Source organism: Microbacterium sp. NPDC055442 (assembly GCF_053644215.1).
Genome location: NZ_JBSHLF010000002.1, coordinates 487,662 through 510,044, shown reverse-complemented (window position 1 = coordinate 510,044; position 22,383 = coordinate 487,662). Strand labels below are relative to the sequence as shown.

General features: G+C 68.5%; 20 protein-coding genes and 2 tRNA genes. 16 read left to right on the top strand and 6 right to left on the bottom strand.

Features of this window, described 5'->3' with window-relative positions; translation table 11 throughout:
- Positions 1–22 precede the first annotated feature (22 nt).
- From ACWIBS_RS06875 to pepN, 3 genes are all read right to left on the bottom strand, one after another.
- Positions 23–490, bottom strand: coding sequence for a globin (locus ACWIBS_RS06875; RefSeq protein ID WP_376127535.1), 468 nt, complete (start codon positions 488–490; stop codon positions 23–25).
- Positions 487–1,587, bottom strand: a complete 1,101-nt coding sequence (locus tag ACWIBS_RS06870) for a mechanosensitive ion channel family protein (protein WP_376127642.1) — start codon at positions 1,585–1,587, stop codon at positions 487–489. The genes ACWIBS_RS06875 and ACWIBS_RS06870 overlap by 4 nt, the downstream gene beginning before the upstream one ends.
- Positions 1,588–1,661: 74 nt before the next feature.
- Positions 1,662–4,226: an aminopeptidase N gene (pepN, locus tag ACWIBS_RS06865; protein WP_376127533.1), complete on the bottom strand. Its 2,565-nt coding sequence runs from the start codon at positions 4,224–4,226 to the stop codon at positions 1,662–1,664.
- Positions 4,227–4,359: 133 nt separating this feature from the next.
- On the opposite strand from pepN, the gene ACWIBS_RS06860 reads away from it, so the two are divergent.
- The 8 genes from ACWIBS_RS06860 (at position 4,360) to ACWIBS_RS06825 (ending at position 12,932) form a co-directional block, all read left to right on the top strand.
- A complete protein-coding gene (locus ACWIBS_RS06860; protein WP_376127532.1) occupies positions 4,360–5,544 on the top strand; it encodes a ferrochelatase in 1,185 nt (394 codons plus the stop codon).
- A 29-nt stretch (positions 5,545–5,573) separates the two neighbouring features.
- A complete protein-coding gene (locus ACWIBS_RS06855; RefSeq protein WP_376127530.1) occupies positions 5,574–6,110 on the top strand; it encodes a ribose-5-phosphate isomerase in 537 nt (178 codons plus the stop codon).
- The gene (locus ACWIBS_RS06850; RefSeq protein WP_376127528.1) at positions 6,110–7,108 is read left to right on the top strand and encodes an Fpg/Nei family DNA glycosylase; all 999 of its coding nucleotides are present in this window, start codon (positions 6,110–6,112) and stop codon (positions 7,106–7,108) included. The genes ACWIBS_RS06855 and ACWIBS_RS06850 overlap by 1 nt, the downstream gene beginning before the upstream one ends.
- Positions 7,109–7,124: 16 nt before the next feature.
- On the top strand, positions 7,125–7,775 hold the full coding sequence (locus tag ACWIBS_RS06845; RefSeq protein WP_376127526.1) for an FMN-binding negative transcriptional regulator: 651 nt from the start codon (positions 7,125–7,127) through the stop codon (positions 7,773–7,775).
- Positions 7,772–9,268: an amidohydrolase gene (locus ACWIBS_RS06840; RefSeq protein WP_376127524.1), complete on the top strand. Its 1,497-nt coding sequence runs from the start codon at positions 7,772–7,774 to the stop codon at positions 9,266–9,268. The genes ACWIBS_RS06845 and ACWIBS_RS06840 overlap by 4 nt, the downstream gene beginning before the upstream one ends.
- Before the next feature lie 85 nt (positions 9,269–9,353).
- Positions 9,354–10,904: a multicopper oxidase family protein gene (locus tag ACWIBS_RS06835; RefSeq protein ID WP_376127522.1), complete on the top strand. Its 1,551-nt coding sequence runs from the start codon at positions 9,354–9,356 to the stop codon at positions 10,902–10,904.
- Entirely contained in the window at positions 10,885–12,249 is a 1,365-nt protein-coding gene (locus tag ACWIBS_RS06830; protein ID WP_376127521.1) for a sensor histidine kinase, read from the top strand. The genes ACWIBS_RS06835 and ACWIBS_RS06830 overlap by 20 nt, the downstream gene beginning before the upstream one ends.
- 20 nt (positions 12,250–12,269) lie before the next feature.
- The gene (locus ACWIBS_RS06825; protein ID WP_376127519.1) at positions 12,270–12,932 is read left to right on the top strand and encodes a response regulator transcription factor; all 663 of its coding nucleotides are present in this window, start codon (positions 12,270–12,272) and stop codon (positions 12,930–12,932) included.
- A 151-nt stretch (positions 12,933–13,083) separates the two neighbouring features.
- Here the strand turns inward: ACWIBS_RS06825 and ACWIBS_RS06820 are convergent, their stop codons facing one another.
- On the bottom strand, positions 13,084–13,569 hold the full coding sequence (locus tag ACWIBS_RS06820) for a Dps family protein (protein WP_376127517.1): 486 nt from the start codon (positions 13,567–13,569) through the stop codon (positions 13,084–13,086).
- Positions 13,570–13,727: 158 nt separating this feature from the next.
- Between ACWIBS_RS06820 and ACWIBS_RS06815 the strand changes: the two genes are divergently transcribed.
- Together ACWIBS_RS06815 and ACWIBS_RS06810 are read left to right on the top strand one after the other, a co-directional pair.
- The gene (locus ACWIBS_RS06815) at positions 13,728–15,872 is read left to right on the top strand and encodes an acyltransferase family protein (RefSeq protein WP_376127515.1); all 2,145 of its coding nucleotides are present in this window, start codon (positions 13,728–13,730) and stop codon (positions 15,870–15,872) included.
- Positions 15,873–15,881: 9 nt separating this feature from the next.
- The gene (locus tag ACWIBS_RS06810; RefSeq protein WP_376127514.1) at positions 15,882–16,418 is read left to right on the top strand and encodes a gamma carbonic anhydrase family protein; all 537 of its coding nucleotides are present in this window, start codon (positions 15,882–15,884) and stop codon (positions 16,416–16,418) included.
- 17 nt (positions 16,419–16,435) lie between these two features.
- Here ACWIBS_RS06810 and ACWIBS_RS06805 read toward each other — a convergent pair whose 3' ends face one another.
- Complete coding sequence (locus tag ACWIBS_RS06805; RefSeq protein WP_376127512.1) at positions 16,436–16,804, bottom strand: hypothetical protein; 369 nt, start codon at positions 16,802–16,804, stop codon at positions 16,436–16,438.
- A 245-nt stretch (positions 16,805–17,049) separates the two neighbouring features.
- Here ACWIBS_RS06805 and ACWIBS_RS06800 point away from each other — a divergent pair, with 245 nt between their 5' ends.
- Positions 17,050–17,313 (top strand): hypothetical protein, encoded by a 264-nt coding sequence (locus tag ACWIBS_RS06800; RefSeq protein WP_376127510.1) that lies wholly within the window; start codon positions 17,050–17,052, stop codon positions 17,311–17,313.
- Positions 17,314–17,715: 402 nt separating this feature from the next.
- Here the strand turns inward: ACWIBS_RS06800 and ACWIBS_RS06795 are convergent.
- Positions 17,716–17,786 (bottom strand) — tRNA-Gly (locus ACWIBS_RS06795).
- Positions 17,787–17,946: 160 nt separating this feature from the next.
- Here ACWIBS_RS06795 and ACWIBS_RS06790 point away from each other — a divergent pair.
- The 5 genes from ACWIBS_RS06790 to clpX all read left to right on the top strand — a co-directional run bounded on the left by ACWIBS_RS06790 (position 17,947) and on the right by clpX (position 22,383).
- Positions 17,947–18,020: transfer RNA gene (locus ACWIBS_RS06790), tRNA-Pro, on the top strand.
- Between the two features lie 85 nt (positions 18,021–18,105).
- Entirely contained in the window at positions 18,106–19,548 is a 1,443-nt protein-coding gene (gene tig, locus ACWIBS_RS06785; RefSeq protein ID WP_376127508.1) for a trigger factor, read from the top strand.
- 130 nt (positions 19,549–19,678) lie between these two features.
- Complete coding sequence (locus tag ACWIBS_RS06780; protein WP_376127506.1) at positions 19,679–20,263, top strand: ATP-dependent Clp protease proteolytic subunit; 585 nt, start codon at positions 19,679–19,681, stop codon at positions 20,261–20,263.
- A gap of 29 nt (positions 20,264–20,292) precedes the next feature.
- Positions 20,293–20,958 carry an ATP-dependent Clp protease proteolytic subunit gene (locus tag ACWIBS_RS06775; RefSeq protein WP_376127504.1) on the top strand — a complete coding sequence of 222 codons (666 nt, stop codon included), beginning with the start codon at positions 20,293–20,295 and terminating at the stop codon, positions 20,956–20,958.
- 156 nt (positions 20,959–21,114) lie between these two features.
- Entirely contained in the window at positions 21,115–22,383 is a 1,269-nt protein-coding gene (clpX, locus tag ACWIBS_RS06770; protein ID WP_376127503.1) for an ATP-dependent Clp protease ATP-binding subunit ClpX, read from the top strand.

Below are 22,383 nucleotides of genomic sequence, written 5' to 3'. Positions count from 1 at the left end.
CTCCTTCGTCGGTGGACGTCTCTCAGTCGGCGGCCGGAGACTCCGGGGTGAGCACGATCGATGCCGAATCGCGGCCGTCCGGAGACGGGCCGATTTCGGTGGGCTCGAACGTGTTGACCATGGCGTGCGCAGCGCGCTCGAGATAGTCCCACAGCGTCGCCTCGTGCAGGGGCGAGAGGGAGAGCTCGTCGACGGCGACCCGCATGTGGGCGAGCCAGCGGTCCCGCGCGTCGGGGTTGACGTGGAAGGGCGAGTGGCGGGCTCGCAGGCGAGGGTGGCCGCGTTCCTGGCTGTAGGTCGTCGGCCCGCCCCAATACTGCTCCAGGAACAGCAGCAGGCGGCGTTCGGCGGGCCCCAGATCCTCCTCGGGATACATCGGCTTCAGCACGTCGTCGTCGGCGACCCCGCGATAGAAGACCTCGACGAGACGCGTGAACGTCGCGTGGCCGCCGATCTCGTCGAAGAAGGTCGGGGATGCGGCATCCGTCATGAGTCCTCCGGAGGTGTGTCGGGTGTTGCGGGCGGCGTCTTCGGCGTCCGCTTCGGCTTCCACACCGGCCGGGCAGCCGACGCAGGGCTGATCGTGGCCTGCGGCTTGGTCCGGGGCGGATTCGAGCCGCGCACGCGGCCGGCACTCTCGAGACCGCTCAGCATGACCGTGCTGAGCTGCGGGACCGAGACACCCAGATCGTCCATCGAGCGCTTGATACGCACCCGCAGCTCACGGGCGACGTCGTCCTTCGCGTTCGCGCGCGTCTTCATGACCAGACGGATCACGAGCGCGTCACCGGTCACCGATTCGAGTCCCCACACCTCGGGGTTCTCGAGGATGCGCGTGCGCCACTTGGGATCCTTCGCCAGTTCGCCGGCGGTGTCGAGCATGGTCTGCTCGACCGCGTCGATATCGCTGTCGGCGGGAACGGCGAGGTCGATGATGACGCGCGACCAGCCCTGCGAGAGGTTGCCGATCCGCAGGATCTCGCCGTTGCGCACATACCAGAGCGTGCCGTTGACGTCGCGCACGTGCGTGATGCGGACGCTGACGTATTCGACGATTCCGGTGGCCAGCCCCAGATCGACGACGTCACCGATGCCGACCTGGTCCTCGGCGACGATGAAGATGCCGTTGAGCACGTCCTTGACGATGTTCTGCGCGCCGAAGCCGAGGCCCGCGCCGATCGCGGCGGTGAGAAGCGTGAGTGAGGCGAGGGCGTTGGGCGCGAGCACGTTGACGATGAGCAGCAGCGCGACGATGACGATCGAGACGTTGACGATGTTCTGCAGGATCGACCCGAGCGTCCGGGTGCGCTGCACGAGGCGGACCGATGCGAGAGGCGACCGCTCGAGCGCCATCGTGTCGGTCACGTCGGCCTTCGTCTTGGCGCCGTTGACGATGCGATGCACGACGCGACGGATGACCAGTCGCAGCGCCCACGCGATCAGGAACGCCACGACGATGATGCCCGCGACCCGCAGAATGTTCCAGCCGGATTCGACGAGGAACGCCAGCACCTGTTCCCAGAAATGAGGATCGGTGATGACCGGCGCATCCGGGTCGGGCGCGGTCGTGTCGGCGAGGGTCCACATCATCGCCCCGATCCTAACGACGGATGCCTCGGCTTCGCCTGAGTGCGAGAGCCGAGGCATCCATGATCACGCGTCTACTCGGCGTCGCGATCCTGCACGTCGAGAGCGCGCTCGACGCCCGCGAGGTTCTCGGCGACGAGACGGCGCAGCGCCGGCGGCGCGTCCAGGTGCGACGCGAGCCATGCGCGCGTCGCGTCGCGCAGCTCGATGTCCGCGAGCGCGGCCGGGTAGAGCCCGAAGATCAGGTACTCCGCGATCTTGTACGTGCGCGATTCCCAGACCGGCAGCAGCATGTCGAAGTACGCCGGCACGAAGTCGCGCAGCAGATCCCGGCTCGCCGGGTTGCCGAATCCCAGAGCCGCCGCGCGCACGAGCGTGTTGGGCAGATCGTCGTTGCCGACGAGGGCATCCCACGCTGCGCGCTTGGCTTCGCCCGTGGGCAGCGCGGCCTTCGCCTGTGCGGCGAATTCCCCGCCCTTCGCCGTGTTGTCGCCGGCGAGTGCGGCGTCGATGTCCTCCGCCGTGACGAGACCCCCCGCGGCGAGCGAGACGAGCAGCTGCCAGGACAGGTCGGTGTCGATCTCGAGCCCCGTGAGCACGTCCTCGCCGTCCCGCAGCCGACGCACCTGCTCCCACTGCGCGGTCGTCGACGCGGCGGCGGCGAACGACGTCGCGAACTGCAGCTGGCTATCGCTGCCGGCCTCGGCGGTCGCGGCGAGCTGCCAGAGCGCGTCGGCGACCTTCTTCCGGGTGGCGTCGCGCGTCTCGGGTGCGACGTACGAGTTCGCCGCGAGCAGCAGCTGCGCCAGCGTCGTGCGGACCGTCGTCGATTCGGTCTCGGACGCGATGTTGCGCAGCACCAGGTCGACGTAGTCCGAGGCCGAGGCTTCGGCGTCGCGCGTCTGATCCCAGGCAGCGCCCCACACGAGCGAACGCGCGAGAGGGTCGTGGATCTTGCCGAGGTGGTCGATCGCCGTCTGCAGGGAACGCTCGTCGAGACGGATCTTCGCGTACGCGAGGTCGCCGTCGTTGAGCAGCACGAGATCGCCGCGTGAGACGCCCTTCAACTCGGGCACCTCGGTCAGATCTCCGTCGACGTCGAGCTCGAGATCGTGCACGCGGACGAGTGCGTCGTCCTGGAGCCGGTAGATGCCCACGCCGAGGCGGTGCGGCCGGATCGTGGGGTAGTCGGCGGGCGCGGTCTGGACGATCGCGAACCGCGTGATCAACCCGTCGACGTCGGTCACGATCTCGGGGGAGAGGGTGTTGACCCCCGACGTCTCGAGCCATTTGCGCGCCCATGTCGTCAGGTCGCGGCCGCTGGTCTCCTCGAGTTCGGCGAGCAGATCGCCGAACTCGGTGTTCGACCACTCGTGCTTCTTGAAGTATGCCGCGACGCCCGCGAAGAACTGCTCGATGCCGACCCAGGCGGCGAGCTGCTTGAGGACCGAGCCGCCCTTGGCGTATGTGATGCCGTCGAAGTTGACCTGCACGTCTTCGAGATCGGTGATCTCGGCGACGACGGGATGCGTCGAAGGCAGCTGATCCTGGCGGTAGGCCCAGGTCTTCTCCATCGCGTTGAACGTCGTCCACGCCTCGGTCCACTCCGTGGCCTCGGCGGTCGCGATCGTGGAGGCCCACTCCGCGAACGACTCGTTGAGCCAGAGGTCGTTCCACCACTTCATGGTGACGAGATCGCCGAACCACATGTGGGCGAGCTCGTGCAGGATCGTGACGACCCGGCGCTCCTTGACGGCGTCGGTCACCTTCGAGCGGAAGACGTACGTCTCGGTGAACGTGACGGCACCGGCGTTCTCCATCGCACCGGCGTTGAACTCGGGCACGAAGAGCTGGTCGTACTTCGCGAAGGGGTACGGGTAGTCGAACTTCTCCTCGAAGTACGCGAAGCCCTCACGCGTCTTGTCGAAGATGTAGTCGGCGTCGAGGTGCTGCCAGAGGCTCTTGCGGGCGTACACGCCGAGCGGGATGACACGACCCGACGTGCTCGTCAGCTCGGAGAACGTCGCCTCGTAGGGGCCCGCCACGAGCGCCGTGATGTACGACGAGATCGGCGGCGTCGACTCGAACGTCCACGTGGCCGTGCCGTCGCCGTGACGCTTCGGCTCGGGAGTGGGGGAGTTCGAGACGACCTTCCACGGTTCGGGAGCGGTCACGGTGAACTGGAACGTCGCCTTGATGTCCGGCTGCTCGAAGACGGCGTACATGCGCCGCGAATCGGGCACCTCGAACTGCGAATACAGGTAGACCTCGCCGTCGACGGGGTCGACGAAGCGGTGCAGGCCTTCGCCCGTGTTGGTGTAGAGGCAGTCGGCGTCGATGACGAGCTCGTTCTGAGCGGCGAGCTCCGTCAGCGCGATGCGCGAGTCGGCGAACGCCGAGACCGGCACGTCGCGCCCGTTGAGCGTGATCGAGTGCACCTCGCGCGCGATCAGGTCGATGAAGGTTTCGGCACCCTCGAGCGCGCCGAAACGGACGGTCGTGCGCGATCCGAAGACCTCGTCGCCCTTCGTGAGGTCGAGTGCGACGTCGTACGTGATCGCGTTCAGCGCGGTCGTCGAGGGGCGGATGACGGCGCGGCGTTCCTGCGCCTCGATCCGAGTGAGGTTCTCTCCAGGCACTGCGATGCTCCCGTGGTCTGTGGATCGGGTCGATGCCGGACGCGGGTGGCGACGGCGGCAACCCGAACAGCCTACGTCAGCGGGTCCGCGCTCCGCGGGCCGAGAACGCCTCGCACGCTGTCAGGATGGACGCATGACGATTCGCGAAGGCCAGCACGTTCCGTTCGCGTCGGATGCCGCGGCGTCCGGAGCCCCCCATGTCGAGACGCCCCTGGCCTATGACGGTCTGCTTCTGGCAGGCTTCGGCGGTCCGGAGGGACAGGACGACGTCATCCCGTTCCTGCGCAATGTCACCCGCGGTCGTGGGATCCCCGACGAACGCCTCGAAGAGGTCGCGCACCACTACCGCCACTTCGGCGGGATCAGCCCCATCAATGCGCAGAACCGGGCGCTCAAGGCGGCCCTCGAGGCCGAACTCGCCCGGCGCGGCATCGACCTGCCGGTGTACTGGGGCAACCGCAACTGGGCGCCGTACCTCGAAGAGGCGGTCACCGAGGCTGCGGCCGCCGGCGACACGACGCTGCTCGCGCTCGCCACGAGCGCCTACTCGTCGTTCTCGAGCTGCCGCCAGTACCGCGAGGACTTCGCACGCGTGCTGACGGCGACCGACCTCGCGGCATCCGTCACGATCGACAAGGTGCGCCAGTTCTTCGACCACCCGGGGTTCGTCACGCCCTTCATCGACGGCGTGCGCGACGCGGTCTCGGGTTTCCTCGCCGACGGCATCGACGCCGCAGCCGTGCGCGTGCTGTTCTCGACCCACAGCATCCCGACGGACGACGCCGAGCGGTCGGGACCGCGCGACGGTGATCTCGGACCGCTGGGCGCCTACCCCGCGCAGCATCTCGCCGTCGCCGAGGTCGTCATGGCCGCGGTCGCCGCCGAGATCCCCGCCGCGGCGACGGTCGGGTGGGAGCTGGTGTACCAGTCCCGCTCGGGTCCGCCCACGCAGCCCTGGCTCGAGCCGGACATCAACGACGTCATCGAGAAGCTGCCCGCCGACGGTGTCGCCGCCGTCGCGATCGTCCCGCTCGGGTTCATGAGCGACCACATGGAAGTGCTGTGGGACCTCGACACCGAGGCGATGGAGTCCGCCGAGGAAGCGGGTGTGCGCGCCGTCCGCACGCCGACCCCCGGCATCGACCCCGTCTTCGTCTCGGGCCTGATCGACCTCGTCGAAGAGCGGCTGCGGGGGACTCCCGCCGCTGATCGCCCCCACCTGACCGACCTCGGGCCGTGGCTCGACGTGTGCCGCCCCGCGTGCTGCGAGAACATCCGCGCGGGGTTCAAGCCGGCCGCCGCGGGAGTCGCGCCCTGACGCCGGTGCCCGTCCCTAGGATGGGTGCCATGCGCATCCACATCGCGACCGATCACGCCGGCCTCGAGTTCTCCACGCAGCTCCAGCACCACCTCGCAGAGAAGGGCCACGAGGTCGTCGACCACGGCCCGATCGAGTACGACGCCGTCGATGACTACCCCTCGTTCTGCATCCGGGCGGCGCAGGCCGTCGCGCGGGACCAGGCCGACGGCGTCGAGACGCTCGGCGTCGTCTTCGGAGGTTCGGGCAACGGCGAGCAGATCGCGGCCAACAAGGTGCGCGGCATCCGCGCGGCGCTCGTGTGGAGCATCGCGACGGCAGAACTCGCCCGTGAGCACAACGACGCGAACGTCATCGCGATCGGCGCCCGCCAGCACACGTTCGACGAGGCGACGACCTTCATCGACCGCTTCATCGCGACCCCGTTCCCGGGAGATGAGCGTCACGTGCGCCGGATCGGGCAGATCGCCGCGTTCGAGATCGACGGATCGCTCGAACCCGACCCCCGTGCCGCGATCGCCGTCGGCGGCGAGTCCGCCGACGCGATGGACCCCGAGGCGGGCTGATGCCCGAGGGGCATTCCGTCCACCGCATCGCCCGTCAGTTCGACCGCAATTTCGTGGGGCGCATCGTCGCCGCCTCGAGCCCTCAGGGTCGCTTCGCCGACGGAGCAGCGGTGATCGACGGTCGCACGGTGACCGCCGTCCGTGCCGTCGGCAAGCAGATGTTCCTCGAGTTCGACGACGGCATCTGGCTGCGCGTGCATCTGGGCATGTACGGCGCATGGGACTTCGCGGGCGAGATCGTCGCGGATGCCACGATCGCGGCCGCCAACGGACGCATGGGGCAGACGAATCAGCGCGGCACCACCGACGCCGAGCCGATCATGGATGCCGCGGGCGAGAACTCGCTGACATCGATCGGCGCTCCCCGCCGTGCGCGCGTGCACGTGCGCATGTCCGAGCAGACGACGGGCCTGTCCGGCGAAGACGACGAGTGGCCGCCGCCGGTCGTCGGGCAGGTGCGGCTGCGGCTGCTGACCGACACGACGTGCGCCGATCTGCGCGGGCCGACGGCGTGCGCGCTGCAGACGCCCGACGAGATGGCGGCGACCATCGCGAAGCTCGGCCCCGACCCGCTCGTCGACGACGTCGCCGAGGGGGAAGAGCGATTCGTCGCCGTCGTGCGCCGCAAGCCCACCCCGATCGGGCTGCTCCTCATGGACCAGGCGGTCGTGAGCGGCATCGGCAACGTCTACCGCGCCGAGATGCTGTTCCGCGCCCGCCAGAACCCGCACACTCCGGGTCGTGACGTGCCCGAAGAGACCGTGCGCGAGCTCTGGCGCGATTGGGTCAGGCTGCTGTCGATCGGGGTCGAGACCGGTCAGATGATGACGATGGACGACCTGAGTGCCGACGAATGGCGCGCCGCCATGGCCAGCCGCGACGACCGCCACTGGGTCTACCACCGGGCGGGGCTTCCGTGTCGCATCTGCGGCACGTCCGTCGTCGTCGAAGAGGCGGCCGGTCGCAAGCTCTACTGGTGCCCGAATTGTCAGCGGTGAAACCTAAGCTGAGGGGATGCGTCAGAACCCGAGCTTCGCGATGACCGACCTCGCCGAGCTGCGACGACTCATCGACGAGAATCCGTGGGTCACCCTCGTGAGCAAGACCGATGACGGCCTCGTGGCGTCCCACTACGCCGTACTGCTGGACGACACGCGCGACGACCTCACGATCGTGGGCCACGTCGGTCGTCCCGACGATCTGATCCACGGCCTCGGCGAGCGGGAGCTGCTCGTGGTCGTCCAAGGTCCGCACGGATACATATCGCCCGGGTGGTACGACGGCGGCACCCAGGTGCCGACCTGGAACTTCGTCTCGGCACACCTCACCGGCATCCCCGAGATCCTCTCGCACGACGAGAATCTGAGCGTGCTCGACGGGCTCGTCGAGCGGTTCGAACGGGGGATGCCGCAGCCCCGGCTGATGTGGGAGCCGCCGAACGATCCCGCCGCGGTCGAACGTCTGGCGAAGGGGACCGTCGGCTTCCGGCTGACGCCGTCGAAGGTCGTCGCCAAGCGCAAGCTGAGTCAGAACAAGTCGACCGACGTGGTCGAGACGATCATCGCCGAGCTGGCGGGAGACGCGCCGTGGGCGAATCCGTCACTCGCCGCCGAGATGCGTCGCGCGCACGACGCGATGGCCGCGGCCCGCGGAGCGGGAGCATGAAGGGCGCGCGGATCGCGACGATCGCGAACGCCCGCATCGCCGGTGCCGGGCGCGAGTTGCTTCCCGATGAGGGGCCCGTCGACGTCTTCGTCTCAGACGGGCGCATCGCCGACATCGCCCCGGCGGGTGCTCTGGCGCACCGAGGCGAGACGCTTCACGCCGACGGGTCCTGGCTCGTGCCCGGGCTGTGGGACCACCATGTGCACGTCGTGCAGTGGGCACTCGTCGCGCAGCGAGAAGCACTCGGCGCCGCCGCGAGCGCGCGCGAGGCGGCACGAATCATGGGGAGTGCGCCGGTCCTCGCCGACGGACGACGCGTGGGCGTCGGTTTCCGCGACGCCCTCTGGCCGGACGCACCGACGCGCGAGATGCTCGACGCCACGACCGGCGACATCCCCACCTACCTCATCAACGCCGACGTGCACAGCGTGTGGCTCAACTCCGCCGCCCTGCGCCGTGAGGGCCACCCGCCGGACGGCGACGGCATGCTCCGCGAGGAGCCCGCCTTCGAGATCTCCCGCCGGCTCAACGCCGTCGACGCGGCCGTGGCCGACGACCTCGTCGCCGCGATGGCGCGGGATGCCGCCTCCCGCGGTGTCGTCGGCGTCGTCGATCTCGACATGTCGTGGAACGAGGACGCGTGGGTACGTCGTCTGGCATCGGGGTTCGACACGCTGCGTGTCGAGTACGGCATCTACCCGCAGTTCCTCGACCGCGCGATCGCCGACGGGCTGCGCACCGGCGACGTCGCCCGCGGGGCGGCATCCGATCTCGTTCGCGTCGGCCCGCTCAAGGTCATCACCGACGGCTCGCTCGGCACGCGCACCGCCGCCTGTTCGCATGCCTACCCCGAGGACCCGTCCCACCGCGGTCTGCTCACGGTCGACCCCGGCACACTGCGGAGCCTCATGACGCGTGCGACCGGGGCGGGCATCGCCTGCGCGATCCACGCGATCGGTGACGTCGCGAACTCGCACGCGCTCGACGCGTTCGCGGCGACGGGAGCGTGGGGCACGATCGAGCATGCCCAGCTCGTCGCGCACGCCGACATCCCGCGGTTCGGTCGCCTCGGCGTCGGGGCGAGCGTGCAGCCCGAGCATGCGATCGACGACCGTGACATGACCGACGCGATCTGGGCCGGCCAGACGGCGCTGCCCTACCCGCTGCGCGCGCTCGCCGACACGGGCGCGAACCTGCTGTTCGGGTCGGATGCTCCCGTCGCGCCGCTCGACCCGTGGGCGGCGATGGCCGCCGCCGTCTTCCGCAACCGCGACGGCCGTGAGCCGTGGCGTCCCGAGGAGGGTGTCGATCGCGCGACGGCATTGGCGGCATCGACACACGGCGGCTCGGCGAAGGGCGCACGCATCGAGGTGGGCGCCGTCGCGGACCTCGCGCTGACCGAGCACGATCCGCTCGAGGCGACCGAGGCGCAGCTGCGTGGCATGCGCGTGGCGGCGACGCTGCTCGCCGGACGCGTGACGCACGCGGGGTAGGCGGCGGAGGGCGGGGGCTGTCCCCCCGATACCTTCGGATGCTGCTCGGATGCCGCGGGACGCACGTTCTCGCGACGCTGGATGAGTGTCCACAGCTTCGCCCACGCCACCCGTCTCACCCGCGCCGTCACCGCACCGGCGCCGTAGGCGTCTGCTCGCCGTGCTCGTCGCGGTGCCCCTCGTGGCGGCGGTCGCGACGGGCTGCCTGTGGGCGCTGACCGAGGTCGGTCGCACGGCGCCCCCCGCCGCCGGCACGACGACGTTCGACACCGAACTCGCGATCCCGCCGCTGGACGAAGGCCGTATGGAAGACGGCGTGCGCGTGTTCGACCTCGTCGCGCAGGAGGGGGCGAGCGACATCGTCTCGCAGGGGACGACGCGGACGCTCGGCTACAACGGCGCACATCTGGGTCCGACGCTCGCCGCGCAGCGCGGCGAATCGGTGCGGGTCGATGTCACGAATGAGCTCGGCGACCCCACGACCGTGCATTGGCACGGCATGCACGTGCCCGCAGCGATGGACGGGGGACCGCACAACACCATCGCGTCGGGCGGTTCGTGGCGCGCCGAGTGGACCGTCGACCAGCCGGCAGCGACCCTCTGGTACCACCCGCACCTGCACGGGCGGACGCGTGAGCAGGTCGACGCAGGCCTGGCGGGTCTGTTCCTGCTGCGCGATGACGAGGAAGCCGGGCTCGATCTGCCGCGCACCTACGGCATCGACGACGTGCCGCTCATCGTGCAGGATCGCCGCTTCCACAGCGACGGCTCCTTCGACGGACGGGTCGGGACGACCTTCGACGGTGCGCTCGGGGACACGATCCTCGTCAACGGCACGGCATCGCCGTACCTCGAGGTCACGACACAGCGTGTGCGGCTGCGGATCGTCAACGGGTCGAGCGCCCGCATGTACCACTTCGCCTTCGCCGACGACCGCGTCTTCCAGCTGATCGGGACGGACGGCGGACTTCTGGATGCACCGGTCGATGCCACCGGCATCCCGCTGTCTCCCGGAGAGCGTGCCGAGATCGTCGTCCACGTCACGGCCGGGGAGCGGATCGTGCTCGGGTCGACGTCGCCCGATCCGCAGCTGCACGCGGGCGCGGACTCGTTCGACGTCCTGGAGCTGCGCGCCGCGGCATCCCTCGCGCCGTCGCCGGATGTGCCCGACAGACTCGTGATACTGCCCGCCGTCGCGGCCGAGGACATCGCCGCAGAGCGGACGTTCGAGCTGTCCGGGCACAACATCAACGACCGGCAGATGGACATGGGCCGCGTCGACCACGTCTCCATCGTCGACACGAACGAGCTGTGGACGGTGCGCAACATCAATCCGCTCCCGCACTCGTTCCACGTCCACGACACGCAGTTCCGCATCGTCGACGTCGACGGCGCACCGCCGCCCGCCCGTCTCGCGGGGTGGAAGGACACGATCGCTCTCGAGTGGAGACGCGAATACCGCCTGCTCGTGCGATTCAGCGACCATGCCGACCCCACGACGCCGTACATGTACCACTGCCACCTGCTGTGGCACGAGGACCAGGGCATGATGGGACAGTTCCTGGTCGTCGAACCGGGCCAGACACCGGCCCTGAAGCGTCCCGAAGGAGACAGCGATGACCACCACGACCACTGACGTCCGCCCGGCCCGACGAGGGTTCTGGGCCGGCTACGGCTCGCTGTGGAAGCACGTTCCGGGAAGCGCCGTCTATCTGATCGCCGTCTTCGCGGTCGCGATGGCATCGATCAGCGTCCTCGTGCCGCTGTTCGCGGCGGGCGCCGGTCTCATCGTCCTCGTCGTCGGTCTGCCGATCATCGTCCTGTCGCTCGTCGTCGCCCGCGGATTCGGCGTCGCCGATCGCTTCATCCTGCGATTGACGGGGCTGCCTGCCATCGAGGAGCCCGTCTGGAGCCGTGATCGGCCGGATCAGAACGGGTTCTGGATGACGGTGACCCGGCCGATCCGGAATGTGCGGTACTGGCTCTCGCTCGTCCACGGCACGATCGTGAATCCCGTCGTGAGCGCAGCGACGTTCTCGGTCACGATCGCGTGGCTGAGCGTGAGCCTGGGCGGGCTCACCTATTGGTTCTGGAGTGTGTTCGTGCCTCGCGAGGGCGCGCCGTGGGGCGAGTACGTCGCCGACGCGCTGCCGTGGCTGTTCGGCGGGTGGGACGGGCGCGTCGTGGAGTCCGTGCTCTACCTCCTGGCCGGAGCGCTGTTCACGATCACCCTGCCGTGGGTGATGCGAGGACTCGCGGTCGTGCACCACGCCATCGCGGCGGGCATGCTCGGCCGGTGGCGTTCGGACGACCTCGCCGACGAGGTGCGCGCCGAAGCGGCAGCGCGCGGAGCCGCCGTGCACGCGGAGGATGTCGCCCTACGCCGACTCGAGCGCGACATCCACGACGGACCCCAGCAGCGGCTCGTGCGTCTGCAGATGGACCTCGCCGCCCTCGAGCGCCGGGCCGAAGCGGGCGACGCGGATGCTGCCGCCGATCTCGCCCGTGAGGCTCGCACGCACGCCAAGGCCGCTTTGGACGAACTGCGGGCTCTGTCCAGCGGAGTCGCGCCGCCGCTCCTGCAGGACCGCGGCCTGTCCGCAGCGCTCGCCGCCGTCGCAGCGGCGACGCCCCTCACCGTGCACGTCGATCTCGCGCCGGATCTGGACACGGCTGTGACCCCCGAGGTCGCCCGCACCGTGTACTTCACGGTGTCCGAGCTCATCACGAACGCGATCAAGCACGCACGAGCCACCGCTGTGACGCTGCGCGCCGTCGTGCGACCCGCGACACCGGACACGCTCGCGATGCTCGACGTGTGGGTCGTCGACAACGGTGCCGGGGGCGCACGGATCACCTCCGGCCACGGTCTCGAGGGCCTGCGTGAGCGGACGGCGGGGCTGCGCGGTCACTTCGTGGTGGACAGCCCGGTCGGCGGTCCCACGTCGGTCGGCGTGCACATCCCGATCGCCGGGCCGTGATCCGTGCCTATCCTGAACGGATGAGTTCCGCCCCCGACCGCCCCGCCCGGGTCGTCCTCGTCGAGGACTCCGTTCTGCTCCGCGAAGGGCTCGTGCGTCTCTTCGACGAGGCCGGTTACGTCACGGCCGGCGCGTTCGGTGATGCCGAGGACATCGTCGCTCGTGTCGCTGCCGCCGATGCCGACGTCGCGATCCTCGATGTGCGGCTCCCACCCGGTTTTCGAGACGAGGGGATCCGCGCCGCCCTGGCGCTGCGCGCGGCTCTGCCCCGTGTCGGCATCCTCGTCCTCAGTCAGTACGTCGAAGGCGTGTACGCGCGCGAACTGCTCGCGGGCGGCGACGGGAGTGTCGGCTACCTGCTGAAGGACCGTGTCACCTCACTCGAGGAGTTCACGGATGCTGTCGAGCGCGTGCGCGCCGGAGGTACGGTGCTCGACCAGGACGTCGTTCGCCAGCTCATCGCCGCGCGGCCCGATCCTGTCTCATCGCTCACGCGCCGTGAACGCGACGTGCTCGAGCTCATGGCGGAGGGTCGCAGCAACGGCACGATCGCGCAACGGCTGTTCATCGGCGTGGGCGCCGTCGAGAAGAACGTGCGGGCGATCTTCCAGAAGCTCGGCCTCGAGGATTCCGGGTCCGACCATCGCCGCGTGCTCGCCGTACTGGCGTTCCTTCAGCGATAGGGGCCGGCACGCGAACGGGGCCGAGGCCCGAAGGCCCCGACCCCGTCATCGAGTAGCGCCGCCGGCGCGTGCACCCGGTCATCGAGTAGCGCCGCCGGCGTGTGCACCCGGTCATCGAGTAGCGCCGCAGGCGCGTATCGAGATGTCGCGCCTACTCGGCCAGGTGCGCGAAGAGGAACCAGCGGTCCTTCTCGAGCGTCTCCTTGATGGCGATCGCGACGTCCTGGCTCGTCAGATCGATCTCGTCGAGGCCGTCGATGGCCGACTGCGTGTCGGCGATCACCCGGTCCATGTCGGTGATGACGTTGCGGATGAGCGCTTCCCACTGGGTGAATCCCGCCGGGACGGCGGTCGTGGCGGTCTTCTCCGCGATCGTCGCGACACGCGCATCGACCGGCAGGCCGAGAGCGACGATGCGCTCCGCGGCCTGGTCGGCGCCGGCCTGCGCGTTGGCGACGACCGAATCGAGAAGCTCGTGGATCGCGATGAAGTTCGTGCCGCGCACGTTCCAGTGCGCCTGCTTGCCGTTCACAGCGAGGCCCTGAAGCCCGAGGACCACGGGGGTGAGGAACTGAGCGGTCGCAGCGGCGACGGTGGGGTCGGCAGCGGTCGCGGGGGTCGTGTTCGTCTTGGTCATGTCTCTCGCCTCCATACAGGTCGGATGCTGCGCGCCCGCGCAGGTGTTCCAACGAATCCAACGCTACTCAACCGGCATCATTCCGCAAGCAAGAGAAGGCTCCGCTAACCGCGCGGAGCCTGCGCGGCAAGCGCGGCTGTCTCGACTAACGTCGAGGCGTGCCTTCTGCCGATCATGATCTCGGTCCCCAAAACCTGCGCAAGCCCTCACGCGTGGTGCTGCGTCAGCCGGACGACCGCTCGCCGGAGCACGCCGAACCGTCCCGGTTCCTGCCGCACGTGCAGGGCCTGCGCGCCATCGCCGTGCTGTTCGTCGTGCTCTACCACTTCTGGCCGGCGAGGCTCTCGGGTGGCTACGTCGGCGTCGACATCTTCTTCGTCATCTCGGGCTTCCTCATCACGGGGCACATCATGCGGGAGCTCACCGCGACGGGCACAGTGCGTCTCGGGCAGTTCTGGGCCCGCCGTGCGCGACGTCTGCTGCCGGCATCCCTGCTCGTGCTGCTCGTGTGCGCTCTCGCGGCCGCGACCCCGTATCTGACGCCGACGTCGGCTCTGCCGAATGAAATTCAGGAGATCCTCGCCTCGACGTTCTACGTCGAGAACTGGTTCCTCGCGCTCACCTCGGCGGACTACCTCAACCACGCGGGCGATCCGACGACGGTCCAGCACTACTGGACGCTGTCGCTCGAAGAGCAGTTCTACGTCATGTGGCCGCTCATCATGCTGCTCGGCGCATGGATGGGCGTGAAGCTCTTCCACGGCGCGCGGCGACGCGCCGTGCTCGTGACCCTCGGCGTCGTGACGGTCATCTCGTTCATCTTCTGCGTCGTCTTCACGATCACCGACCCCGCGCCGGCGTACTTCGTGACTTTCGGGCGCATGTGGCAGTTCGGCGTCGGAGCACTCGTCGCGCTCATCCCGATGCTGCGGGTGCGCCATGCGCTGGGCAGTTTCGTCCTGGGCTGGGGCGGCGTGCTCCTGCTGCTGTACGTGGCCTTCGAGTTCGACGCGCAGACGCCGTTCCCGGGCTATATGGCGGTGCTGCCGACGCTCGGCGCCGCAGCCATCATCGCGGCATCCAATACCGATCGCTGGTGGTATCCGACGCGCATCCTGTCTCTGCGCCCCGCCCAGTTCGTCGGCGACATCTCGTACTCGCTGTACCTGTGGCACTGGCCGCTCATCGTCATCGCGCCGTCCGTGCCGTTCTGGGGACTCACGATCTATCACCGGGTCGCCCTGCTCGTGCTGTGCTTCGTGCTCGCGTGGCTGACGAAGATCTTCGTCGAGGACCCGGCGCGCAGCTGGAAGGTGCTCACCTCGCGTCCCGCGCGCGTGACGCTGTGGTCGTCGCTCGCCGCGATGCTGCTCGTGGCCGGCACGGCTGTCGGCGCGTGGGCGATCAACGCCCCGGCCTACGATTCAGGCGTGCGCGAGATCGCCGAGCTGCGCGAGAACCCCCCGGAGTGCTTCGGAGCGGCGGTCGTGCTCGACGACGCGTGCGGCGAGACGGATGCGGGGGACACGATCCTGCCCGCGCCGGGCTTCGCGGGCATCGATCGTCCGGGGGATCCCCAGTGCTTCATCCAGCTGAACGACGCCCGGCCCGTGTCGTGCGAGTTCGGGTCGGACGACCCGGATGCCCCGCGGATCGCTCTCGTCGGCGACAGTCACGCCTATCAGCTGCTGTCGACGTTCCAGAGGATGGCCGACGACAACGGCTGGCACCTCACGACCTGGTTCAAGGGCGCGTGCCCGTGGAGCACGACGCCGCTGTCGACTCCCGGAGCGTTCGGCGAGGCGTGCACCGAATGGCGCGATGGTGTGCGGGCGGCGCTGGGTGACCGCGATATCGACGCCGTCTTCACCGCCGCGATCGCGACGACGCCCTACGCCTCGGCCGGCTACGACTCGTCGTTCGACGCGGCCGTCGCGGGGTATCGGGGCGCGTGGGGAGAGGTGCTCGATCGCGGCATCCCCGTCATCACCGTCGTCGACAACCCCGTGTGGGAGACGGACCCCAACAAATGCCTGCGCACGCGGGCGCAAGCGGATTGCGACGGACCCCGGTCGGAGCTGCTCGTCGCCGAGGATCCGCTGCGCGAGGCGGCATCCGGGATCGAAGGGGTCACGCTGCTCGACTTCACCGACGTGTTCTGCGATGACGCGAGGTGCTGGCCCGTCGTCGGAGGTGCCAACATCTACCGCGATCAGGACCACCTCACGGTGACGTTCGCCGACACGCTCGCGCCGGCGTACACGGCGGCGATCGAGGACGCACTCGCGGCACGAGCGCAATAGGGTCGGATCATGACCGTTGCCGAAGGTGCCTCCATCCTGTCCGTCGGCGGCTCCGCGCCGCAGCTCGACCCGTCGGCCTTCGTCGCCGCCGGCGCCCGCGTGATCGGCGCCGTGACCCTCGGCCCGGGCGCGAGCGTCTGGTACAACGCCGTGCTGCGCGCAGACGGCGACACGATCACGGTCGGGCAGGGCAGCAACCTGCAGGACAACGTCTCGGTGCACGTCGATCATGGCTCGCCCGTCGTGATCGGCGAGAACGTGTCGGTCGGCCACAACGCCGTCGTTCACGGCTGCACGATCGAAGACGGCTCGCTCATCGGGATGGGCTCGGTTGTGCTGTCGGGCGCCGTGATCGGGGCGGGCTCGCTCGTCGCTGGGGGAGCCGTCGTGCTGGAAGGGATGATCGTGCCACCCGGATCGCTCGTGGCAGGAGTGCCCGCGAAAGTACGACGCGAGCTCACCGCCGAGGAGCGCGACGGCATCCTGCGAAACGCCGACGCCTACCGCGCACACACCGCCGAGCACGAAGGCGCTGCTCCCGCCTGAGGCCTTCGGTCGGCGCTTCAGACGCTCGCAGGCCAGGTGCCGGCGACCCCGACGATCGCGGCGGCGAGGATCACGATCCAGGCGAAGAAGGTGTGGACGACCTGTCGCCGACCCCGCTTGACGCGCTTATCGAACTCTGTGGCGAGACGGTCGGCTTCGGCCTTGTAGTGGATGAACCGCTCGTCATGCGACGCGCGGCGCTCGTGTGCCGTTTCGCCCACGAGTGGTTCGCGCAGAGCCTGTTCGGCGGGGGCCAACTCGTCGCGGTACTTTCTTCCGGCCGCGTCGATCTCAGAATCCCACGAGCGCCACGCCGCACCGAGGGTGAACACCTGATAGGCGCTGCCGATGAGCCAGAGCCACGCAGCCACGAAGGTCAAAGTCACTGCTGGATGCTAGCGGCTACGGCACGTCGAGCTGGCGCGCGAGCTGTACGCGGCAGCGCATCCCAGACTCAGTCCGCCTCTCGTGGGGCGCTCCTGATCACCAGTCTCTGATGCTGACGCTCGGTCACGTCGGGAGGTCGAACACCGGCAACACGGTGGTAGCGGCGCTGGGGGACGCTATCTCGACGGCAGCGACTGTCTGGTGGCTCTACCTGTAGGTGATCGTCTAGCTCTAGAGTCGCGGCATGAGTCGCCCGCTCCCTGAACGCTCCGGATTCGCGATCGCCCTGGCCGTCGGTTCAGCCATTACATGCATTGGCAGCGCGATTTACGTCATGATGCTCGCCATCAAGCTGGCGGAGTCCGGCTCGGCAGACGGATCGGACATCTTCGGCATCGTCATCTTCGCCCTGCTCGCGATCATCATGGGCGCCCAGGCGATCATCTGGTCCCGAACTGCTCCCCAGAATCGAGCTTCCTCACGAGGCGAGCCGGTGACGCCCGAGTGATTCGTCGCGTGAAAGACCTAGTGCGCGCTGATACGGCCGCCCGGGTCGCACGCAACTAGCCGCAAGCGACCCGTTGGGAACTCGCGGCGACGAAGCGGCACGAGCCGCGCGTTCCACACATCGCGGAGGAGCCGAACGCGGTGCTCGCGAGTGCGATGGATACCCCCTCGGGCGACGCTTTTCGGCGCACCTGTTGGCACGCGGGTGGCGCGACCGGAGCTGCCAGAGGCAGTGGAGAGGCGCAAACTCCCACGAGTTTCCGAGGGAGATGGAATGGAGTGGCTGATGGGAATCGTCCCCACCGCCCTCCGCGGCGGGGGCCCACCCGCAAGCGACCCGCTTCCTACGGCACCCACGCAAAAGCTCCGCCGCACCGCCTACGGCGGCACGTCGGAGCTTCGGAGGGGCTGACGGGAATCGAACCCGCATCATTAGTTTGGAAGACTAAGGCTTTACCACTAAGCTACAGCCCCGCTGCCGGCGGAATCCCGCCAGCTGTCGCGACGGCAAGCCGCGACGTCGACCAGTCTAACGGAATCGATCGGCCGCTCATGACACGCGGAAGGAGCGAACCGCGAGGGTCGGCTAGACTTCTCAGGGCCGTTTCGTGTCCGCATACGTGCGCGACCTGCCCGGGGCGTAGCTCAGCTTGGTAGAGCGCCCGCTTTGGGAGCGGGAGGTCGCAGGTTCAAATCCTGTCGCCCCGACGTCACGACCCCGCTCGGGGATCCGAGACCCCAGACCTTCATCCGCCGCGGCCGAGTGCGGTCCAAACGAGGAGAACGAACAGGCATGGTCAACAGCACCGTCGAGAAGCTCAGCCCCACCCGGGTCAAGCTCAACATCACGGTCAGCCCGGACGAGCTCAAGCCGAGCATCGCGCACGCGTATGAGCACATCGCGAAGGACGTCCAGATCCCGGGATTCCGCAAGGGCAAGGTCCCCGCGCCGATCATCGACCAGCGCATCGGACGCGTTGCGGTGCTCGAGCACGCGGTGAGCGACGGGCTCGACGGCTTCTTCCGTGACGCCGTCGCCGCGAACGAGCTGCGCGTCATCGGACGCCCGAACGCCGAGGTCACCGAGTGGCCGAACGAGAAGGACTTCTCGGGTGACCTCGAGGTCACGATCGAGGTCGACGTGCGCCCCGAATTCGAGCTGCCCGCCTTCGACACCATCACCGTCGAGGTCGACGCCGTCGAGACCGACGAGGCAGCCATCGACGAGGAGCTCGACCGTCTGCGGGGCCGGTTCGGCACCCTCATCGCGGTCGACCGCCCCGCCGCGACCGGTGACTTCGTCGAGCTGGACCTGGTCGCCACGATCGGCGACACCGAGATCGACCGCGCCGAGGGCGTGTCGTACGAGGTCGGATCGGGCGAGCTGCTCGAGGGCATCGACGAGGCCGTCGACTCCCTCACCGCCGGTGAGGACACGACCTTCCGCTCGAAGCTCGTCGGAGGAGACCACGCCGGTGAAGAGGCCGAGGTCTCGGTCACGGTCACGGCGGTCAAGGAGCGCGAGCTGCCCGACGCGGACGACGACTTCGCCCAGATGGCGAGCGAGTTCGACACGATCGCCGAGCTGCGCGAGAGCCTCGCCGAGCGCGTCGGTCAGCAGTCGGTCTTCGCGCAGGGCGCGGCCGCTCGCGACAAGTTCATCGAGAAGCTGATCACCGAGATCGACATCCCCGTTCCCGCTCAGCTCATCGAGGACGAGGTGCACAACCACCTCGAGGGCGAGAATCGTCTCGACGACGACGTGCACCGCGCCGAGGTCGCCGAGGCGAGCGAGAAGCAGTTCAAGACGCAGATGCTGCTGGACAAGCTCGCCGAAGAGTCCGACGTGCAGGTCTCGCAGGAAGAGCTCACGCAGTACCTCATCCAGTCGGCTTCGCAGTACGGCATGGCGCCGCAGGAGTTCGTCAACGCCCTGCAGGAGGGCAACCAGCTGCCCGCCATGGTCGGCGAGGTCGCCCGCAACAAGGCGCTCGCTGTCGCTCTCGGCAAGGTCACCGTCGTCGACACGAACGGCAAGCCCGTCGACCTGACCGGTTTCGTCGCCGTCGAGGACGAGCCGGCTGCTGAGGAAGACGTCGTCGAAGAGGCGCAGGAGATCGCGGATGCCGCAGCCGACGCTGACGAGGTGATCGAGGCCGAAGAGGCCGAGAAGCCCGCGAAGAAGGCGGCGGCCAAGAAGGCACCGGCCAAGAAGAAGGCCGCTGACAAGGAGTAAGTCGCGTTCGCGACACGAAGGGTGGATGCTGCGGCATCCACCCTTCGTCTTTGCCCAGGGCGAACACGCGCGGGTCGCCGGCGGCGCGCCGGTAGATTCGATGCGACGACCACGGAATCAGGAGTGTCACATGGCCGAACCACTTGTCGCGACGAGCGTCTTCGACAGGCTGCTGAAGGACCGCATCATCTGGCTGGGGTCGGAGGTGCGCGATGAGAACGCCAACGAGATCTGTGCGAAGATCCTGCTGCTCGCCGCCGAGGACTCCGAGAAGGACATCTACCTCTACATCAACTCGCCGGGCGGCTCGATCACCGCCGGTATGGCGATCTACGACACGATGCAATTCGTGCCCAACGACATCGTGACGGTGGGCATCGGCATGGCGGCGTCGATGGGCCAGCTGCTGCTGACCGCCGGCACGAAGGGCAAGCGCTACATCACGCCCAACGCCCGCGTCCTGCTGCACCAGCCGCACGGCGGCTTCGGCGGAACGGCGAGCGACATCCAGACGCAGGCGCAGCTGATCCTCGACATGAAGAAGCGACTCGCCGAGATCACGGCGGCCCAGACCGGCAAGACGGTCGAGCAGATCAACGCCGACGGCGACCGCGACCGCTGGTTCCGTGCCGACGAAGCGCTCGAGTACGGCTTCGTCGACCACATCCGCGAATCGGCCACCGACGTCATCGGCGGCGGCGGAACCGCGAACTGACCCGGCTGACGGCGAAAGAGAGAAACCGAATGCACACCCCGACTGTCGGCATCCCGCAGGGACTTCACATGCCCAGCAGCCGCTACGTCCTGCCTCAGTTCGAAGAGCGCACGGCCTACGGCTACAAGCGTCAAGACCCGTACAACAAGCTCTTCGAGGACCGCGTCATCTTCCTCGGCGTGCAGGTCGACGATGCGTCGGCCGACGATGTCATGGCGCAGCTGCTCGTGCTCGAGTCGCAGGATCCTGACCGCGACATCATCATGTACATCAACTCGCCCGGTGGGTCGTTCACGGCCATGACGGCGATCTACGACACGATGCAGTACGTCTCGCCGCAGATCCAGACCGTCGTGCTGGGTCAGGCCGCCTCCGCCGCGGCCGTGCTGCTCGCCGCGGGTGCACCCGGCAAGCGGCTCGCGCTGCCGAACGCGCGCATCCTGATCCACCAGCCTGCGATGGGTGAGGCGGGGCACGGCCAGGCCTCGGACATCGAGATCCAGGCGCAGGAGATCATGCGCATGCGGACGTGGCTCGAGGCGACGCTCGCGCACCACTCGAACAAGCCCGTCGAAGAGGTGCACAAGGACATCGATCGCGACAAGATCCTTTCGGCCGAAGAGGCTCTCACGTACGGCCTCGTCGACCAGGTGCTCACGACTCGCAAGCGCGGTCAGGCCGCCATCACGAGCTAGGGGATGCCACGCAGCCCCGCCGTCCGGAAGATTCGGGCGGCGGGGCTGCGTCGTCGGTGCGGGCTTCCATTTGCCGCGTAGCAATCCCGCGTCATGTCCTACCTTGCGGTTAGGCTCGGAGAACGGCCGGAATCGGTCCGACAGAGGAGGAGCGTCATGGCACGCATCGGTGAGAGCGCCGACCTGTTCAAGTGCTCTTTCTGCGGAAAGAGCCAGAAACAGGTGCAGCAGCTCATCGCGGGCCCCGGCGTCTACATCTGCGACGAGTGCGTCGAGCTGTGCAACGAGATCATCGAAGAGCGCATGGCGGAGTCCTCGTCGGGCGTCGTGTCCGACTTCGATCTGCCGAAGCCCCGCGAGATCTTCGACTTCCTCGAGGAGTACGTCGTCGGGCAGGAAGACGCCAAGCGCGCTCTGTCCGTCGCGGTCTACAACCACTACAAGCGCGTGCGGGCCCACGGCACGCTGCAGTCCGCAGAGCAGCGCGCCGAAGAGATCGAGATCGCCAAGAGCAACATCCTGCTCCTCGGTCCGACCGGCTGCGGCAAGACCTACCTCGCGCAGACGCTCGCGAAGCGCCTGAATGTTCCGTTCGCGGTCGCCGATGCGACGGCTCTCACCGAGGCCGGCTATGTCGGTGAAGACGTCGAGAACATCCTGCTCAAGCTGCTGCAGGCGGCCGACTTCGATACGAAGCGCGCCGAGACGGGCATCATCTACATCGACGAGGTCGACAAGATCGCGCGCAAGGCCGAGAACCCCTCGATCACGCGCGATGTGTCGGGGGAGGGCGTCCAGCAGGCGCTGCTGAAGATCCTCGAGGGCACCGTCGCGTCCGTGCCGCCGCAGGGCGGGCGCAAGCACCCGCACCAGGAGTTCATCCAGATCGACACGACGAACGTGCTCTTCATCGTCGCGGGCGCATTCGCCGGGCTCGAAGAGATCATCTCGGCGCGCGTCGGCAAGCACGGTGTCGGCTTCGGCGCCCCGCTGCACAACAAGGGCGACGACCTCACGCTGTTCAGCGAGGTCCAGCCCGAGGATCTGCACAAGTTCGGGCTCATTCCCGAGTTCATCGGGCGGCTCCCCGTCGTGGCATCCGTCACCCCGTTGGATCGAGCGGCGCTCATGGAGATCCTCACCGAGCCCAAGAACGCGCTCGTCAAGCAGTATCAGCGCATGTTCGAACTCGACGACGCGACCCTCGAGTTCGATGTCGAGGCGCTCGAGGCGATCGCCGACCTCGCCGTAGCACGCAAGACGGGCGCACGCGGACTCCGTGCGATCCTCGAGGACGTGCTCGGTCCGATCATGTTCGAGATCCCCTCGACCGACGACATCGACAAGGTCGTCATCACGCGCGCCGCCGTCGAAGACGGAGCGACCCCCACGCTCGTGCTGCGAGAGAAGCGCAAGAGCGCCTGA

Coding starts and splice junctions, on each gene's coding strand:
- tig (WP_376127508.1), top strand. CDS start 18,106: ATGGTCAACAGCACCGTCGAGAAGCTCAGCCCCACCCGGGTCAAGCTC.
- ACWIBS_RS06800 (WP_376127510.1), top strand. CDS start 17,050: ATGAGTCGCCCGCTCCCTGAACGCTCCGGATTCGCGATCGCCCTGGCC.
- ACWIBS_RS06780 (WP_376127506.1), top strand. CDS start 19,679: ATGGCCGAACCACTTGTCGCGACGAGCGTCTTCGACAGGCTGCTGAAG.
- clpX (WP_376127503.1), top strand. CDS start 21,115: ATGGCACGCATCGGTGAGAGCGCCGACCTGTTCAAGTGCTCTTTCTGC.
- ACWIBS_RS06855 (WP_376127530.1), top strand. CDS start 5,574: ATGCGCATCCACATCGCGACCGATCACGCCGGCCTCGAGTTCTCCACG.
- ACWIBS_RS06860 (WP_376127532.1), top strand. CDS start 4,360: ATGACGATTCGCGAAGGCCAGCACGTTCCGTTCGCGTCGGATGCCGCG.
- ACWIBS_RS06850 (WP_376127528.1), top strand. CDS start 6,110: ATGCCCGAGGGGCATTCCGTCCACCGCATCGCCCGTCAGTTCGACCGC.
- ACWIBS_RS06830 (WP_376127521.1), top strand. CDS start 10,885: ATGACCACCACGACCACTGACGTCCGCCCGGCCCGACGAGGGTTCTGG.
- ACWIBS_RS06845 (WP_376127526.1), top strand. CDS start 7,125: ATGCGTCAGAACCCGAGCTTCGCGATGACCGACCTCGCCGAGCTGCGA.
- ACWIBS_RS06820 (WP_376127517.1), bottom strand. CDS start 13,569: ATGACCAAGACGAACACGACCCCCGCGACCGCTGCCGACCCCACCGTC.
- ACWIBS_RS06870 (WP_376127642.1), bottom strand. CDS start 1,587: ATGTGGACCCTCGCCGACACGACCGCGCCCGACCCGGATGCGCCGGTC.
- ACWIBS_RS06810 (WP_376127514.1), top strand. CDS start 15,882: ATGACCGTTGCCGAAGGTGCCTCCATCCTGTCCGTCGGCGGCTCCGCG.
- ACWIBS_RS06775 (WP_376127504.1), top strand. CDS start 20,293: ATGCACACCCCGACTGTCGGCATCCCGCAGGGACTTCACATGCCCAGC.
- ACWIBS_RS06825 (WP_376127519.1), top strand. CDS start 12,270: ATGAGTTCCGCCCCCGACCGCCCCGCCCGGGTCGTCCTCGTCGAGGAC.
- ACWIBS_RS06875 (WP_376127535.1), bottom strand. CDS start 490: ATGACGGATGCCGCATCCCCGACCTTCTTCGACGAGATCGGCGGCCAC.
- ACWIBS_RS06840 (WP_376127524.1), top strand. CDS start 7,772: ATGAAGGGCGCGCGGATCGCGACGATCGCGAACGCCCGCATCGCCGGT.